The organism is Burkholderia aenigmatica, from assembly GCF_048627025.1.
GTDB classification, from domain to species: Bacteria; Pseudomonadota; Gammaproteobacteria; order Burkholderiales; family Burkholderiaceae; genus Burkholderia; species Burkholderia aenigmatica.
In genome coordinates this window covers 300,449-317,372 of sequence record NZ_CP184470.1, presented here as the reverse complement: position 1 = coordinate 317,372, position 16,924 = coordinate 300,449, and the positions used below count along the sequence as shown (strand labels likewise).

General features: G+C 68.3%; 16 protein-coding genes. 7 read left to right on the top strand and 9 right to left on the bottom strand.

Going from position 1 to position 16,924, the window contains the following annotated elements:
- Positions 1-213: 213 nt before the first annotated feature.
- Positions 214-768: a hypothetical protein gene (locus ACN8ZM_RS33765; RefSeq protein WP_420213168.1), complete on the bottom strand. Its 555-nt coding sequence runs from the start codon at positions 766-768 to the stop codon at positions 214-216.
- Between the two features lie 205 nt (positions 769-973).
- Positions 974-1,564 carry a DUF3304 domain-containing protein gene (locus tag ACN8ZM_RS33760; RefSeq protein ID WP_043191094.1) on the bottom strand — a complete coding sequence of 197 codons (591 nt, stop codon included), beginning with the start codon at positions 1,562-1,564 and terminating at the stop codon, positions 974-976.
- Positions 1,565-1,940: 376 nt separating this feature from the next.
- Here ACN8ZM_RS33760 and ACN8ZM_RS33755 point away from each other — a divergent pair, with 376 nt between their 5' ends.
- Positions 1,941-2,498: a sugar O-acetyltransferase gene (locus ACN8ZM_RS33755; protein ID WP_043191096.1), complete on the top strand. Its 558-nt coding sequence runs from the start codon at positions 1,941-1,943 to the stop codon at positions 2,496-2,498.
- A gap of 18 nt (positions 2,499-2,516) precedes the next feature.
- Here ACN8ZM_RS33755 and ACN8ZM_RS33750 read toward each other — a convergent pair whose 3' ends face one another.
- Complete coding sequence (locus ACN8ZM_RS33750) at positions 2,517-2,921, bottom strand: hypothetical protein (protein ID WP_241018096.1); 405 nt, start codon at positions 2,919-2,921, stop codon at positions 2,517-2,519.
- Between the two features lie 94 nt (positions 2,922-3,015).
- A complete protein-coding gene (locus tag ACN8ZM_RS33745; protein ID WP_043184444.1) occupies positions 3,016-4,488 on the bottom strand; it encodes a PLP-dependent aminotransferase family protein in 1,473 nt (490 codons plus the stop codon).
- Positions 4,489-4,676: 188 nt separating this feature from the next.
- Here ACN8ZM_RS33745 and ACN8ZM_RS33740 point away from each other — a divergent pair, with 188 nt between their 5' ends.
- Entirely contained in the window at positions 4,677-5,879 is a 1,203-nt protein-coding gene (locus tag ACN8ZM_RS33740) for a GNAT family N-acetyltransferase (RefSeq protein WP_420213167.1), read from the top strand.
- A 24-nt stretch (positions 5,880-5,903) separates the two neighbouring features.
- Here the strand turns inward: ACN8ZM_RS33740 and ACN8ZM_RS33735 are convergent, their stop codons facing one another.
- Together ACN8ZM_RS33735 and ACN8ZM_RS33730 are read right to left on the bottom strand one after the other, a co-directional pair.
- Complete coding sequence (locus ACN8ZM_RS33735) at positions 5,904-6,383, bottom strand: DUF3331 domain-containing protein (RefSeq protein WP_420213166.1); 480 nt, start codon at positions 6,381-6,383, stop codon at positions 5,904-5,906.
- Positions 6,384-6,421: 38 nt separating this feature from the next.
- Entirely contained in the window at positions 6,422-7,633 is a 1,212-nt protein-coding gene (locus ACN8ZM_RS33730; protein ID WP_420213165.1) for a CynX/NimT family MFS transporter, read from the bottom strand.
- 213 nt (positions 7,634-7,846) lie between these two features.
- Here ACN8ZM_RS33730 and ACN8ZM_RS33725 point away from each other — a divergent pair, with 213 nt between their 5' ends.
- From ACN8ZM_RS33725 to ACN8ZM_RS33705, 5 genes are all read left to right on the top strand, one after another.
- Entirely contained in the window at positions 7,847-8,587 is a 741-nt protein-coding gene (locus ACN8ZM_RS33725; RefSeq protein ID WP_420213164.1) for a GNAT family N-acetyltransferase, read from the top strand.
- A gap of 348 nt (positions 8,588-8,935) precedes the next feature.
- Complete coding sequence (locus ACN8ZM_RS33720; RefSeq protein ID WP_301767807.1) at positions 8,936-10,000, top strand: 2,3-butanediol dehydrogenase; 1,065 nt, start codon at positions 8,936-8,938, stop codon at positions 9,998-10,000.
- A 449-nt stretch (positions 10,001-10,449) separates the two neighbouring features.
- The gene (locus tag ACN8ZM_RS33715; protein ID WP_420213163.1) at positions 10,450-12,387 is read left to right on the top strand and encodes an ATP-binding protein; all 1,938 of its coding nucleotides are present in this window, start codon (positions 10,450-10,452) and stop codon (positions 12,385-12,387) included.
- 133 nt (positions 12,388-12,520) lie between these two features.
- Positions 12,521-13,177: a VC0807 family protein gene (locus ACN8ZM_RS33710; protein WP_043184429.1), complete on the top strand. Its 657-nt coding sequence runs from the start codon at positions 12,521-12,523 to the stop codon at positions 13,175-13,177.
- A 74-nt stretch (positions 13,178-13,251) separates the two neighbouring features.
- Positions 13,252-14,118: a CPBP family intramembrane glutamic endopeptidase gene (locus ACN8ZM_RS33705; RefSeq protein ID WP_089452751.1), complete on the top strand. Its 867-nt coding sequence runs from the start codon at positions 13,252-13,254 to the stop codon at positions 14,116-14,118.
- A 20-nt stretch (positions 14,119-14,138) separates the two neighbouring features.
- On the opposite strand, the gene ACN8ZM_RS33700 is transcribed toward ACN8ZM_RS33705, so the two are convergent.
- From ACN8ZM_RS33700 to ACN8ZM_RS33690, 3 genes are all read right to left on the bottom strand, one after another.
- On the bottom strand, positions 14,139-15,119 hold the full coding sequence (locus ACN8ZM_RS33700; protein ID WP_205824994.1) for an aldo/keto reductase: 981 nt from the start codon (positions 15,117-15,119) through the stop codon (positions 14,139-14,141).
- Positions 15,120-15,305: 186 nt separating this feature from the next.
- A complete protein-coding gene (locus ACN8ZM_RS33695) occupies positions 15,306-15,977 on the bottom strand; it encodes a MarC family protein (RefSeq protein ID WP_043184423.1) in 672 nt (223 codons plus the stop codon).
- A gap of 140 nt (positions 15,978-16,117) precedes the next feature.
- The gene (locus ACN8ZM_RS33690; protein ID WP_420213162.1) at positions 16,118-16,918 is read right to left on the bottom strand and encodes an enoyl-CoA hydratase-related protein; all 801 of its coding nucleotides are present in this window, start codon (positions 16,916-16,918) and stop codon (positions 16,118-16,120) included.
- Positions 16,919-16,924 lie beyond the last annotated feature (6 nt).

The window sequence follows — 16,924 nt, the reverse complement described above, 5'->3', positions numbered from 1 at the left end:
GAATCGAAACCCGAATACGGGGCGGCGCATCACGCGCGGAGCCGCGACGGCATTCGTTTCGAACAAAGTGTGCGGTTCGTCAATCCGCACAAGTCCGATTATCGTGCGTGGCGATGGGTGGTGCGTGTCAGGTGGCGCCATGGATGCGCGCGACGTTGAGCTTCGCTCGACGTGGCGGTCGACGATCCCCGGGAGGCGAGCGATCGCCCGCCATCACATCGAATCGACCGTGTGGGCTTCCGCCAGCGTCTGCAGGCGTCGACTCAGATCCCGGACCGCGCCGGCTGGCACCCCCGACACGACCAGGCACAGGTTCTTGTAGATCCACACGAGTCCGAGCCCGGGCCCGGCGATCGAGCTCTGAACCGACACGCTTCCGAGCGGATCAGGATTCGTCTCGAACGGCACGTACGAGATCGACGGCGAAGTTGTCTCGTCGAGAAAATAATCCGCCGCCTCGAAGCGATCCTTGGCCTGCGCAACCGTGATCGACACGCGTGCTCCGTTGAACCGGCCGTTGAAGACAAACATCCGGAAATCCTTGAGCGGCCCGGTTTCGTCGACAGGCTGTTCGAAATGCTCGATCTTCAGCGCATTCAAACCCGGGGCGCGCTGGGTCGCGAGCTTGCCCCAGTCGAACGCGACGATCTTCCGGCCATCGTCGGTCGCGAACTTCCGGTCGAAATCGATATGCGACTTGAATGCATCGACACGCGCGGTCGGGCTGAAGGCGCTCCGAATGGCTGCGGCTCTTTCATCCGCGCTCATGACGTTTCCCGATACCGGCGCCTGCGCATGACTCGCGCCGACAAGAATGGAACATAGCAACAGACCGATGACCTGCACTTTCATTTCACCGCTCCTGCGTCGGGGCATGTTTTTGTCATCTCATGAAGCCCGCGAGGCATCGCATCCTGCACGCCGGGAATCGCTACGCCGGCATCGGGCCGCCCGGCGGCCGCAACACGAACACTCATCTCGCCGCCCTCGCCATTCCCTTGTCCGGTGTCGGGCAGTCACGGCTGCTGTTCAATACCGTGAAGTGGCCCGGACACGCCTTGCTCGGGACCTGCAATCCTTCGGGAAATTCCGGTGCGCCCGGCAGCCACGGAGACGCGTATGCCTTGATCCTGTCCCCCGGGAAAAACACGATCCACAGATAGCCGTCCGAGAACGAACCATACGGCTCGATCGGCACGACCCGGCTAGCCAGTGCATGTGGATCGCGCTTGAACATCTCGTCGTTGCGCCATTCGACATCGACCGTCAATCCCGGGCGCCATTTTTCCGGAACGGACACACAGCATGTGATGCCGCCGCCGGCGCTGCCGATACGGGCGGCCACATTCCCGCCCCAGGTGCCGTCGACAAAGAAGGTACCGATCGGCACGTCCGTGTAGTTCAGCGCGTTCAGCTTCAGCCCGATCCCGGCCTCATCGGCCGCCGTAGCGGCTTGCGGATCCGCATGATCCGTCTCGCGAGAGCACCCGGCTCCCGTCACGCAGGCAGCCAGGAAAACGGCCAGACGAACGACGGTCATCACCGATCCAGCTCGCACATTCATGACGCGATTCTCTTGTCGGAATCCCGAAGTGAAATCGAAAGCGATACGGTAGCGGAAATCACCGGCAACGGGTAAGGTTACCCGCGCGTCAATCCCCGCCCACCTTCGCCGCGATCTCCGTCAGCATCCGCAACATCGGCTCGAACGCGACAACGCAAGGTGATGCGCGTGCTGCGGGCCGCATGGCTTCATCCGCGCAGGGCCGTACCGGGAGCCAGGCTCCGGGCCCCGGTTGTCGCGTCTGGTCGCTGTACGAAAAACGGGCTCGTTGACGGCTGCCGGCTCGCCGCTACCGGCCTTCCAGAAGCGGGCGGCGCAGCGCGACAACACAGCGTCAACCCGGAACAGTGAATGCCGACCGACAGGATCCCCGTGCATGCCGCATGACGACCGCACCCTCCTCATTCCCCGACGAACGCCCGAATCGGCGACGATGCTCGCGAACGTCAAACGCGCGATGGCGCTCACCGCCCGCCTCAACCGCCTGTCGTTCGACGATGCGGACGAAGTCCGCGCGTTGTTCGGCGAACTGATCGGCAAGCCGGTCGACGACAGCTTTCTGCTGCTTCCGCCGTTCTATACGACCGGCGGGCCCGACATCACGGTCGGCCGCAACGTGTTCGTCAACCAGAACTGCACGTTCTACGATCTCGGCGGGCTCGACATCGCCGACGACGTGATGATCGGGCCGAACGTGAGCCTCATCACGTCCGGCCATCCGCTGGAACCGTCGAAGCGGCGTGCCGCCGTCGTCGCAAAGCCGATCGCGATCGGGCGCAACGTGTGGATCGGTGCCGGCGCAACGGTCATCGGTGGCGTGACGGTGGGCGAAAACGCGGTGATCGGCGCAGGGGCCGTGGTCACGCGGGACGTGCCGCCGAATACGCTGGTGGGCGGTAATCCGGCGAAGGTCATTCGGTCGATTGGCGATTGAGGTCGCGTAGCGCGGCGCCTACTTGATGCACCAGTAGCGCGCCGCAAATTCCTTGTTGATCGACACGACGACCATCCCGTTCGCATTGCGCGGCGGCTTGCCTTCCGAGCAGCGAGCGTTGTCCGCCACGACATACTCGACATTGCCGCGCTTGAACGTCCAGTCGGTATTGACGCACGGGTCGGTGCCGACCGTTTCCTCCGTGCCGCCGTGCAACTCGACGTCCGGCTTGCGATCGACCGAGTGCGGCTTGTTCCAGGCCCGGTAGTTCAACGTGCCGTTCGCGGCGCGGTCGATCACGATGTGATGCTTGTCGGTATTGCAGATGAATCCGTCCTGGGTGGATTGCGCATGGACGGCAGCGGTGGCCAGCAACGCGCATGCGGTACCGGCGAGCGCAAAGAATCTGTAAGGTGTGAGCACGTTCGATCAGGAAAAGAAGGTGAAATCGGAGGCGATACGGTAGCGGAAATCATCGGCAACGGGTGACATAACCCGCGCACCCTGCCACCCGCCCTCAATCTCCGCCCACCCGCTCCGCGATCGCCGACAGCAATCGCAACATCGGCTCGAACGCGTCGGCCGACGTGTTGCCGAAGCCGAGCACGAGCCCGTTGCCCGCCGATGCCGCATCGATCGAAAATCCCGACAGCGGAAACGGCCCGATGCCGTGCTCGCGCGCCGCGTCGACGATCGCGCGATCGCGGTAGCGCGCGGGCAGCCGCAGCGCGAGATGCAGCCCGCACGGCCCGCCCTCGATCTCATGCGGCACGCTCAGGTTGCCGTCGAGCGCGGCGAGCAGCAACCGCCGCCGGTCGCGATACAGCCGGCGCATCCGGCCGAGATGGCGGCCGTACTCGCCCGTCTCGATGAAATCGGCCAGCGCGAGCTGCACGTGGCGCGTCCCGCCGCGCAGCATCTCCGGCAGCACCGGCCGCACCGCGGCCAGCAGCGCATCGGGCAGCACGAGAAAGCCGATCCGCAGCGCCGGAAACATCGTCTTGCTGAACGAGCCGAGATAGACGACGGGCGAATCGGGTGCGAGCCCGTGCATCGCGCCGATCGGCTCGCCGGTGTGCCGGAATTCGCTGTCGTAGTCGTCCTCGATGATCCACGCGCGATGCCGGCGCGCGGCATCGATCAGCGCGAGCCGGCGCGAGATCGACAACACCGCGCCGGTCGGGAACTGGTTCGACGGCGTCGTGTAGACGAGGCGCGGCGTCCGCTCGCGCCAGTCGTCCGCATCCGCGCGCAACCCTTCCGCGTCGACCGGCATCGGCACGACGTCGAGGTCGGCCGCCTGCATCGCGGTGCGCGCGCCGCGATAGCCGGGTTCCTCGACCCACACCGTATCGCCCGGGTTCGTCAGCAACTGCGCGCACAGCGCGATCGCGCCCTGTGCGCCTTCCGTGATCACGATCTGCTCGGGATCGCAGCGCACGCCGCGCGTCACGGCCAGGTGGCGCGCGATCGATTCGCGCAACGCGCGCTCGCCGAGCGGGTCGCCATAGCCGAGCAGGTCGCGACCGGCGCGACGCAGCGCGCGGTCGATCGCGTGGCGCCACGCGTCCGCCGGGAAATGCGTCAACGCGGGCACGCCCGGCCGGAAGCCCTCCGATTCGCCGGTGCCGATGCGGCTCGGGCGAATCCGGCCGAGCCGCTGCGCGACAGCCGGCGGCGCGGCACGCCGGCGCGGCGGCGCCGGCCGCGACAACCCGACCACGCGCGTGCCACGGCGGTCGGACTGCAGGAAGCCTTCGGCGACGAGCTGCTCGTAGACGGCGGCCGTCGTGTTGCGCGACACGCCGAGCGTCTCGGCCAGCGCGCGCGTGCCGGGCAGCCGCGTGCCGGCCGGCATCGCGCCGCCGAGAATCGCGTCGCGCACCCGGCGCAGCAACTGGCGTTGCAGCGAAGGCGCGCCCGGCGTGCGCGCCAGCGGCGCGTCGAGCGGCAGCAACGGCGCGTCGGCGGAAGGAAGGACTGTCGTCATCGGAACATCGCAGCGTGAAAATGTCGGAAGGTGGCGGACGGCTAGTCGCGCACGGCTCGCCGTTCGCGCCCCGAAACACGTGGCACCATAAATTTGCCGATCCCTGGCGCTTCTCATGGTACCTCGCCGCGACTACGATCGTCTGCATGCCGGCATGTCGCCGGCCGCCAACCGAAGCGAGATCGACCTTGTCCACGCTCACCAACGCTTTCCAGCAACCCATCGGCCACCCCGTTCCCGACTGGTCCGCGCGCCCGCGGCCGGAGCGCATCGTCCTCGAAGGCAGCTACTGCCGGCTCGAACCGCTCGACGCCGAACGCCATGCGGCCGACCTGTACGCCGCCTACGCCCAGGCGCCGGACGGCAGCGACTGGACCTATCTCGTCCACGGCCCGTACGCCGACGAGTCGAGCTACCGCGACTACGCGCGCGGCGCGCAGGCAAGCACCGATCCGCTGCACTACACGGTGATCGACCGCGCCACGGGCCGCGCGGTCGGCACGCTCGCGTTGATGCGCATCGATCCGGCCAACGGCGTGATCGAGGTCGGCTCCGTCACGTTCTCGCCGCTGCTCAAGCGCACGCCCGTATCGACCGAAGCGCAGTTCCTGCTGATGAAGTACGCGTTCGACACGCTCGGCTACCGGCGCTACGAATGGAAGTGCGACGACCTGAACATCCCGTCGCGCAAGGCCGCCGCCCGGCTCGGGTTCCGCTACGAAGGCACGTTCCGGCAGGCGATCGTCTACCGCAACCGCAATCGCGACACCGCGTGGTTCTCGATCATCGACGACGAATGGCCGGATGTCCGCGCCGCGTTCGACGCGTGGCTCGCACCGGAGAACTTCGACGCGCACGGCGAGCAGCGCCAGTCGCTCATCGCGATCCGTCACGCGCAGGCGCGCGAGCGCGATGCGGCCAGCCGCGCGCAGGACGCGACGCGCGTCACGGTGCGCCCGCTCGTCGCCGCCGACGAAGCCGCGTGGCGCCCGCTGTGGCAGGGTTATCAGCAGTTCTACGACACCGCGCTGAGCGACGCGGTGTTCGCGACGACGTGGGCGCGCCTGATGGATCCCGCCGAGCCGATGTTCGTGCTTGGCGCATTCGACGCATCGGGTGCGCTGGTCGGGATCGTGCATTCGATCTACCACCGCTCGTGCTGGACCGAAGGGCCCTACTGCTACCTGCAGGATCTCTACACCGCGCCCGACGCACGCGGGCAAGGCGCAGGCGGTGCGCTGATCGAGGCCGTGTACGACCATGCCCGCGAAGCCGGCGCGAGCCGCGTGTACTGGCTCACGCACGAAACCAACACGACCGCGCGCGCACTGTACGACAAGCTCGCGAACAACGCCGGGTTCATCCAGTACCGGCACGACGTGAAGCAGTAACCCGCTGCAGCAGCCGGCCGGCGTTCAGCCGCGAACGTCGGCCGGTGCGTGTGCGTCGTCATCCTCCGCCGTGACGCCACACGCCGCGACGGTGGCACCCGGCACCGACGCCGGGCAGATCATCTCGTCGCCATTGGCCGGCACGGGCCGCCGTACCGGCCGGAACACCGGCTCGCCCGGCTCAATCGACTGCCCCGAGATCGCGCAGCGGCCCGGCTGCAGCGCGATACGCAAACGCCAGCGCTGTTCGCCGTAATGGCAACGGCCGCTCTCGACCCAGCGAACCAGCAACGCGTTGTCGCCGGCCTCCAGCACCGTGACGAACAGTTGCGGACGCAACGGCGAGACAGCCAACGCCGCGTGCTCGGGAACCGGCACCCGGCCGATCGTCACGAGCGGATGCGCGACGCCGTCACACGGCGGCATCGCATCGTGTTCGCCCCATGCCGGCGCATCGCACGGCGGGTCTTCTTCGCAAATCAGGCTTTCCATGGTGTTGAGCATGCTTGACGGATTTCCGTACAGGTTGAACGGCGCCGCGCTCAGCGCCGGCCCAGCGGTTCGCGCGGCAGCGACAGGCCGATCGCCGCGCCGGTGACGGCGGCCGCGAGCATCAGCCCGATGCCGCCCGACCAGCCGAAGGCACCGACGATCGCGCCGATCGCCAGCGGCCCAATCACCTGTCCGAGATAGTTGCCCTGCACGACCCAGCCGATGCTGAGCGGCGCCAGCGACGGCGTCGGCGCGGAGCCGGGCGCGCACGCGAGGATCGTCGCGGGCAGCATCCCGGCGATCGCCGAGAACGCAAAACCCAGCGCGACCGCGAGCGGTGCCGGCGTGGCCGCGCTGAAAAGCCCTGCGCCGGCCGCGCCGATCGCGACCGACGTCGCGGCCATCACGATCCCCGGCCGTGCGCCGCGCGACAGCAGCCAGCCGGCCGTCAGGTTGCCGATCACGCACGCGGCGACGATCGCCGCGCTGATCAGCCCCGCCGCGCCGACCGCGACACCGAGGCGCTGCATCAGGAACACCGGCAGGAACGTCATCGCGGCGAAGAACTGCACGTTGTAGGTGGCGAAACCCAGCGCGAGCAGCGTGGTCGACCGCGACGCGAGCACGTCGCGCAGCGCGGGCCCGATGCGCGGCGCGGCGGCCTGCCGCGACGGCACATCGGCGGACGTCGTGACGGGCACCGCGGCCGCCGCCACGAGCGTCAACGCCGCGGCCGCGAGCCAGCCGTTGCGCCAGCCGCCGAGCAGCGGCCCGACCAGCATCGACAGCGCCATGCCGGCCGGCATGAACGTGCTCCACAGCCCGAACGCGAGCGTGCGCCGCTCGGGCGGCGTCACGCGATTCAGCACCGCCGGCGCGGCGACCACCACGATCACAAAACCGCACCCCTCGGCGAAGCGCGTGACCAGCAGCAGCGCGAAGCTCCCGGCCCATGCACCGGCAACACTCGACAGACCGAGGATGACGAGGCCCGCGATCAGCAGCAGCCGGTCGCCCCAGCGCCGCACCAGCACGCCGGCCGCGATCCCGCCAAATACGCCGACGAACGGAAACACCGACATGATCCCGCTCAGCGAAGCGAGCGAGCCGCCGAACTCGTGCTGGAGCGACGGCAACGCGATCGTCGCCTTGCCGACGTGCAACGCCGACACGATGCTCGCCAGCACGACGTTCGCGACGGCGGCCCGGTAGCGACGCGACGGTAGCGTGGCGGCATCGGCCGCGACAGGCGATTCGGTCATCTCCACCTCGGTTGAAGCGGCCGCGTGCCACGGGATACGTCACGCGTCCGCGATCGGACTGGCGCACATGATACAAATTGAAGTTCACTTCAAGTAAAGGGGTAATGTGCGCAACGATCCGTTCCGTCGATCGCGGCAATGGGCCGGCATGGCAGCGTGCACCGCCCTGATCTCAGCTGTCGGCTACGCCCTGACGACGTTGCATACGCCCGCATGCCGACCGCCTCTCCCGCTCCCGACGCCCCGCTTCCGCTCGACGCAGCCTGGTCGACCTTCCCCCGCCGCAAGGCCGCCGTCCGCACCTTCATCGCCGGATACTGCGCCGCACGCGACCGGCGCGATGCGCCGCTGCACGACAGCCCGGACGGCCACGTCGTGCGGTTCGACGCCGGCATGGGGCGACCTTTCGAGCACTTCGTGATCGAGGGCGCGCCCGCGTATGGCGACGGCCCGTTCGCCGTCGGCGCGTGGATCACGCGCTACGGCGCCGCGCCGCTGCCGCCCACACTCGAAGGGAGGACACGCCGGCTGTCGGACGAGCACTTCATGGCCGCCGATATCGGCGGGCTGTCAGGCGACGAGGCGCTTGCGCAGACGCTCGCCTGCCACACGCCGGGCGACATCGACGGGTTCAATGCGGACGCTCCGTTCCCGCCGTTCCAGCCGAATCCGGCCGCCTTCCTGTTCGCGCACCGGCTGGATGGGCAGGTCGCCGCCACCGCGCGCTACGGCTTTGCGTCGGCCCGCGATATCGTCGTCGACCGCGTCGGGACCGCAGACGCATACCGTCGCCGCGGCCTCGCGATGCAGCTGCTCGCCGCGATCGCCGCGCATGCCCGGCAACGCGGCGCGCAGCGTGTCTGGCTCGTGTCGACCGCGGCCGGTCTGCCGCTGTACCGCGCCGCCGGATTCACGCCGCTCGCACCGGTCGCGGTCGACGAAGTGGTTGCCTGAACGCGCGTCGAACCGCGCCGGCCATCGGCACGCGTCTCGCAATTCGTCTCATTGCGCTGAGACGAACGTCCCAGCGTCTCATCCGGCCTGCGGTTTTGCTTGCGCAGCAAAATCCGCACCACTCCTCCTCAAAACCCACCATCATCAGCGGACACATCGATGGTGCATCGCGCCATTCCCGTCCCGCCCTGCCACCACCCGGCGCCTCCACTCAAGCTGGCCCCGTTCCTGCATACCGGTCGATCGCGCAATCGCGCGACGGGCACACCGGCAGCCACGCGCTGCGCCCGACGACAACCTGATGGAGACAGCAACGTGAGTACACCGGCATCGACCACCGCCCCCAGCATGAAAGCCGCCGTCTGGCACGGCCGCCACGACATCCGCGTCGAACAGGTTCCCGTGCCGGCGCGCCCGCCGGCAGGCTGGGTCACGATTCGCGTGCACTGGTGCGGGATCTGCGGTTCCGACCTGCACGAATACGTCGCGGGGCCCGTGTTCATCCCGGTCGACGCGCCGCATCCGCTGACGGGCCTGAAGGGCCAGTGCATCCTCGGCCACGAGTTCAGCGGCGAGATCGCCGAACTCGGCGCGGGCGTGACGGGCTTCGCGGTCGGCGACCGCGTGACGGCCGACGCATGCCAGCATTGCGGCACCTGCTGGTATTGCAAACACGGGCTGTACAACATCTGCGAGAACCTCGCGTTCACCGGGCTGATGAACAACGGCGCGTTCGCCGAATACGTGAACGTGCCGGCCGAACTGCTGTACAAGCTGCCCGACGATTTCCCGACCGAGGCCGGGGCGCTGATCGAGCCGCTCGCGGTCGGGCTGCATGCGGTGAAGAAGGCCGGCAACATCGTCGGGCAGACGGTCGTCGTGGTCGGCGCTGGCACGATCGGCCTGTGCACGATCATGTGCGCGAAAGCCGCGGGCGCCGGGCGCGTAATCGCGCTGGAAATGTCGGCCGCGCGCAAGCAGAAGGCGCTGGAAGTCGGCGCGAGCGTCGTCATCGATCCGAAGACGTCGGACGCGATCGCGGAAGTGAAGGCGCTGACCGGCGGCTACGGCGCCGACGTATCGTTCGAGTGCATCGGGCACACGACCACCGCGAAGCTCGCGATCGACGTGATCCGCAAGGCCGGCAAGTCGGTGATGGTCGGCATCTTCGAGGAGCCGGCGCCGTTCAACTTCTTCGACATCGTGTCGACCGAGAAGGAAGTGATCGGCTCGCTGGCGTACAACGGTGAATTCGCGGACGTGATCCGCTTCATTGCGGACGGCCGCATCGACGTGCAGCCGCTCATCACCGGGCGCATCGCGCTCGGCGACATCGTCTCGCACGGCTTCGAGGAACTGGTCAACCACAAGGACCGGAACGTGAAGATCATCGTTCAGCCCACCACTGCCTGACCGCTCGCACGGCTGCGGCCGCGATTCGCGCCGCGGCACGCCTGCTGCCGTATCGCCCTGAAGCGTCGCCCGTTCGCGGGCGACGCGCCTGCCGCCCCCCCTCCAGCGTGCCCCTTCCCCGCCTGCCTGCCATCGTCCGAAGCTGATTTGATGCCGCGCTCCGGTCAGACACGTCGATTCAAAACATTCGCAATCCAAACCATCTGTCGTCATGCGCCACGGGCGCGATACGCGATCAGGGTTTCTCCGGATCAAGCGCGATTCGTCCGGTGTCGACAGGACACTGACGCAAGGCGATCCTGTGCCAAGCACGATCCGGCTTCCCGGCCGGGATCGTTGCCGCCCCGTGAAGGCGGCTCCCTGCCCCCCCCAATAAACCTTACGGCGTCACGGCGCCGACAGGCAGAGAATACGGGCCCACCCGGGATAGCTTGCAAACATGGTGTGTCATGAATCGATCATTCTCGTTTAACCGGGAACGCGCATACAACATTCGATCGCTGACGATCCTGCAGAAGACGCATATCGGCTTCGCAATCGTCACAACGCTGCTGGCCTTGCTGTGCGGCACGATTATCTGGGGGAGTTTCCGGCAATACCGGCAGGAGAACGCCGACCTGCAGAGCTTCGAGTTCGTCCGCGGGGCGATGCGCGCCGCCAACGTGATTTCCGCCGAGCGCGGCCCGACGAACGACCTGCTGGTTCGCCTGCAGGACGACGGCGCCACCGAGGCCCGCCACCTGCTCGCCGCACGCGCGCGTTCCGACGAGGCGCTGAAACGCTTTCGCGCCGGCATCGCGCAGGCGACCGTGCTGAACGATCACGAACGCGGCAACCTGCTGCATGCACTCGACTCGGCCCGGATGACGCTCGCCGATGCGCGTGCGGAAGTCGATGCGCTCGACGCGCGGCCGCTCGCGTCACGCACCGTCGACGATATCCAGCACGCGCAGGCGCACCTGTTCCGGGTCGTCGACACGCTGTCGCTGCTGATCGACGGGGCGATGACCGACACCGCGATGCGCGCCCCGCGCACGTCGGGTGCGATCCTGCTGGCGCGGCTCCTCGGCGATCTCCGGGAATACGCGGGCCGCACGGGCTCGCTGCTCATCGCGCCGATGTTCGCGCGGCAGGCGCTCGATCGCACGCAGTTCGCGGACATCATGCGGATGCGCGGCCGCATCGAGCAATTGCGCGCGCTGATCGACGGCGCGATCGGCGCGCAGCTCGACGACCCCGACGTGGCACGCGAATACGCGCAGCTCAACGCGGCCTTCGACACGCACATCCTGCCGCTCGTCGACGCGACGGTCGCCAGCGGCCGGAACGGTGCCTATACGATGAGCGCGGCCGAGTTTTCCCGTGCGATCGTGCCGCATTTCCGGCCGAGCGAGCTGCTGCGCGATCGCGTGATCGACCTTGCCCGGCACCGCGCGATCGGCGACCGAAACGCCGCCCGGATCAAGGTCGGGTTGTCGGCGTTCGCCACGGCACTGTGCATCGCGATCCTGGTTTCGCTCGCGCGCGGCACGCAGCGGCTGCTGTCGAAGCCGCTCGATGCGCTCGGCCGCCGGATCGTCGCGCTCAGCGACGGCGATACGTCGCACGTCGCGATGCCGCGCGGCATCGGGCCCGAGATCGCGCGGATCCATGACGCGCTGGAAACGTTGCGCCACGCGACGGTCCGCCGCGACATGCTCGAGCGCCAGCGCAACGACATGCTGACGCTGTTCTCGCACGACATGCGCGCCCCGCTGACCTCGCTGATCATCCTGATCGACACGCAGGCGCACCGGGCGGGCGATGCGCAGACGAAGCAGCAGTTCGCGAGAATCGGCAAGCTGGCGCGGCACACGCTGGCGATGGCCGACGGTTTCGCGCAGCTCTCGCGTGCGGAGGCCAGCGAATACGAACTCGTGCCGGTCAACCTCGCCGACCTGATGAACGAGGCACGCGACGCCGTGTGGCCGCTCGCGCATCGGAAATCCATGTCGATCGACGACGTGCCGCGGCGCGACGACACGATCGTGCAGGGCGACCCGGCACTGCTGTCGCGCGCGCTGATCAACCTGCTGGACAACGCCATCAAGTACAGCGCGCCGCTGACGAGCGTCGAATGCAAGGTCGAACCGGGTGGCGACGGCAAGACCGTGCGCTGCACGATCCGCGACAGCGGGTGCGGGATCAGCAGCGCGGACCAGATGCGGCTGTTCGAGCGCTACCGGCGCTTCCGCACCGCCGGCCAGCCGGAAACCAGCGGCGTCGGGCTCGGCATGGCGTTCGTCAAGGCAGTCGTCGAGCGGCATGAAGGCAACATCCACGTGCACAGTGTCGTGCTGCACGGCACCACGGTCACGATCACGCTGCCCGTGGCGGTGAATCCGTGACGGCGGCAAGCGGCCGAGGCAACGCCGCAGCCCCGCCCGATTCTTCGATATACTGGACCGAACCCTTTTCGGGGCAACCGGGGGCCACCACGCCCTTTGCACGTTCGCCCCAACCTGCGTGGAATAGCGCACCGTGAAACCGCGAGCCGGACTGATTCTCGAACTCTTCGTCAACCTGGTGCTGCCCTGGGTCGCCTACCGGGCCGCGCAGCCCTATTTCGGCGAAACCGGCGCGCTGTACGCGTCGGCGGTCCCGCCGATCGTCTGGTCGATCGTCGAATTCATCCGCTCGCGCCGCGTCGATGCGGTGGCGGCCATCGTGCTGCTGGGCATCGCGCTGTCGATCATCGGGATGGCACTCGGCGGCAGCCCGCGCACCTTGCTGATGCGCGAGTCGCTCGCGTCCGGCACGATCGGCGTCGTGTTCCTGCTGTCGCTGGTCCGCGCACGTCCGCTGATCTTCTATCTTGCCCGCGCCACCGTGGCCCGCGAAATGGACGGCGGCGCCGCGCATTTCGAAGCCGTCTGGGACGCGCAGCCGGGGCTGCGGCAGATGCTTCGGCGAATGACCTTCGTCTGGGGCGCGTTCATGACGCTGGAAATGCTGCTGCGCCTCTGGATGGTCGTGACCTGGCCGGTCGAACGTGTGCTGGTGGTGTCGCCGATCATCGGCTATACCGTGTTCGGCTGCCTGCTGACGTGGACCTTCTGGTACCGGCGGCGGATGCGCGTGCGCAACAGCGTTCACATCCCGGGCCGCGACGGCGTCACCGAAACCGCCGGCCGCTGAGCGCGCCCGGCCGGCATGGCGGGACGCCTGCTGTATGATGCGCGGCGTCTCGTCCGACGAATGCCGTATCTGTCATGTCCCTTTCTCTCCTTCCGTCCGCCACGATCTGGCTCGCGCTGTTCGCGGCCGCCGCGTTCGCGTGGCATCGCCCGCAGCACGGCCTGAGCCTCGGCCTCGCCGCGCTCGGCTATGCGTGCGCGCTGGCGTTCGGCAAGCTCGCACCACTCGCGCTGGCGCCGTTCGCGTTGCTGGCCGCGGCCGCCTGGGGCGTGATGCCCGAGCGCCCGCGCGCGGTGCGCATCGCCGCGCATGTCGTCTTTGCCGCGCTCGCGATCGCGCTCAGCCTGCACCTGATTCCCGGCTTCCACAATCCGCGCGTGATCGCCGCGACGCGCTTCACGCCGGATGCCGTGCCGTTCACGATGTACCTGAATCTGGACAAGCCGCTCATCGGCCTGTGGCTGGTGTGGGTGCTGCCGTGGGTCGCCCCCGACATCCCGCTGTCGCGCGCGCTGCGCACTGGCGCGGTGGCGGCCGTGGCAACAGCGGCCGCGTGCCTGGCCGGCGCGCTCGCGTTCGGGATGGTCGGTTGGGCGCCCAAGTGGCCGTCGTCGGGCTGGCTGTGGCTCGTGAACAACCTGTTGATCGTGACGCTCGCCGAGGAAGCGCTGTTCCGCGGCTATGTGCAGGGCGGGCTGACGCGCGCGCTGCGCGCGTTCGCATGGGGGCCGTGGGCCGCGCTTGCGATTGGCGCGGCTCTGTTCGGCGCCGCGCATGCGGCCGGCGGCTGGCAATGGATCGTGCTCGGCACGGTGGCCGGCGTCGGCTACGGCCTCGCCTGGCGGCGCGGCGGACTGCTCGCGTCCGCGCTCGCGCATGCGGGGCTGAACGTCGTCCACTTCGGCCTGTTCACCTACCCGATGCTCGCCGCCGCGCGCTGACGGCCGCGCGGCGCGGCCGCTCAGTTGATCCCGGCGACCGCGTGCGGCACGTACGGGCGTTCGAGCGTGGCGATCTCGTCGTCGGTCAGTTTCAGCTCGAGTGCGGCGAGTGCGTCGTCCAGCTGCTGCGGCTTCGAAATGCCGACGATTGGCGCAGTGACCCCGCGCTTCTGCGCGACCCAGGCGAGCGCGACCTGCGCACGCGGCACGTTGCGTGCGGCCGCGATCGTCGCAACGGCATCGACGACCGCCTTGTCCGACTCCGCCGTCGCATCGTAAAGCCGCTGGCCGACCGCATCGCTCTGCTGCCGCTCAGACGACTCGTCCCAGTTGCGCGTCAGGCGGCCGCGCGCGAGCGGGCTCCACGGAATCACCGCGATCCCTTCGTCTTCGCACAGCGGCAGCATTTCCCGCTCTTCTTCCCGATACAGCAGGTTCAGGTGGTTCTGCATGCTGACGAAGCGGGTCCAGCCGTGCTGCTTCGAGGTGTGCAACGCCTTCGCGAACTGCCACGCGAACATCGACGACGCGCCGATGTAGCGCGCCTTGCCGGCCTTGACGACGTCGTGCAGCGCCTCGAGCGTCTCCTCGAGCGGCGTGCCGTAGTCCCAGCGGTGAATCTGGTAGAGATCGACATAATCGGTGCCGAGCCGCTTCAGGCTCTGGTCGATGTCGGTCATGATCGCCTTGCGCGACAACCCCGCGCCGTTCGGCCCCGGCCGCATCCGGTAGAACACCTTGGTCGCGATCACGATCTCGTCGCGTTTCGCGAAATCGCGCAGCGCGCGGCCGACGATCTCCTCCGACGTGCCGTCCGAATACATGTTCGCGGTATCGAAGAAGTTGATGCCGGCTTCGACTGCCCGCTGGATGATCGGGCGGCTCTCCGCTTCCGGCAGCGTCCATGGATGCGAGCCGCGTGACGGTTCGCCGAACGTCATGCAACCCAGCACCAGGTTGGACACTTCCAGCCCTGTCGATCCGAATTTCACGTATTCCATTGCACGCCTCGCCATTGAAGTTGAGCTGACGGCCGGATGCGCGCCGCGCATCCGCCGGACCGTCGCATGGTATCGCGGGTGGCAAAAAGGCGTGCGGCGTCGCCGCAAAGTACGGAGGAGGCGCTGGTCAGCGCGAGGTCGTGCGGGGCGCCGGCTGCACATCACGTGCGCCGCGGCGCCGGCCGCTTACTTGACCTGGTCGGCGATCGGCTGCAGGAACGCGGAGAAACCGGTCAGCATGATCTGCACGCCGATGCACAGCAGCAGGAACGCCGACACGCGCTTCGCGACCTTGGTGCCTTCGCTGCCGAGGTAGCGCGACAGCAGCGCGGAGCGGCTGTAGACCTGCCAGATCACGATCGCAACCAGCACGGAGACGGCGATCGACACGATGCTCGACAGCATGAACTCCGACAGCTTGTGCGTGCGGTTCGCATTCAGCGCGATCGCGGTCGCGATCGAGCCGGGGCCGACCGTCAGCGGCATGGTCAGCGGGAAGAACGCGCGCGTCATGATCGCGTTCGCGTCGATCGGCTTGACCGGCGTATCGCCGCCGCCCGGGCCGTCGGGTTCGTTGAGCATCTGCCAGCCGGCCACCGCAACCGCGAAGCCGCCGCCGATCCGCAGCGCTTCCATCGAGATCCCGAAGAAATGCAGCACCGGCGTACCGGCGAAGAACGCGACCATCAGCACGATGAACGCATTGAACGCGACCTTCCTCGCGAGCAGATCGCGCTCTTGCTCGGTGAGCGCCTCGGTCCGTTCGAGAAACAGGAACGCGATGCCGATCGGGTTGATGATGCCGATCAGGCCGGTGAAGCCGAACAGGATCTCGGAGATAAGGCGGTTGACGATCATCGGATGAAGAATCGGTCGGGGCTGGGCCGGCAGCGCGCCGGGGGTCACGCATTGTAGAGCAAGCGCCCGCGCCCGCGCCGCAAATTGCGGCCGGGCCCGCTGCACGGTCGATCGTCGCCGTTTTCCCTCGCCGTTGCCCCTTACTCGGTGCCCGCCTCCCATGCCGGCGGCCGCTTCGCGAAGAACGCAGTGAAGCCTTCCTTCGCTTCCGGTGTCGCCCGCACGCGGGAGATCGTCTGCGCGGTGAACGCCGCACGCTCGTCCGACGGCGGATACTCGCCGATCGCGTCGAAGAACCGCTTGATCTCCATCAGCGCGTTCGGGCCGTTACGACCGAGTTCGGCGAGCGTCTTGTCGAGCGCTTCGTCGAGCGAATCGAGCGGCACGGCCTGGTGGATCAGGCCGATCGCGACCGCCTCGCCGGCAGCGAGCTGGGTCGCCGTCAGCGCGAGCCGGCGCGCCTGGCGCTGGCCGACCGCCTCGACCAGATACGGGCCGATCACGGCCGGCAGGATCCCGAAGCGTGCCTCGCTGACCGAGAAGCGCGCATGATCGCTCGCGATCACGATGTCGCACGCCGCGCACAGGCCGACGCCGCCGCCGAACGCATGGCCCTGCACGCGCGCCACCGTCGGTTTCGGACATTGCCGGATCGCGCGCATCATCGCGGCAAACCGCTCCGCGTCGCGCAGGTTCGTGGCCGCATCGTTCGCGCTTGCGCGCTGCATCCACTGCAGGTCGGCGCCCGCGCAGAACGCGCGGCCGTCCGAGCGCAGCACGATCGCGCGCACCTCGTCGCGCTGGCCGAGCGTGGTGAACGCGTCGGTCAGCTCGGCGATCATCGTCTCGTCGAACGCGTTGAGCACGTCGCCGCGCTGCAGCGCGACAGTGGCGATGCCGCGCGTATCGACCGTGACGGCCAGGGTCTTCAATCCATCCATCGAACA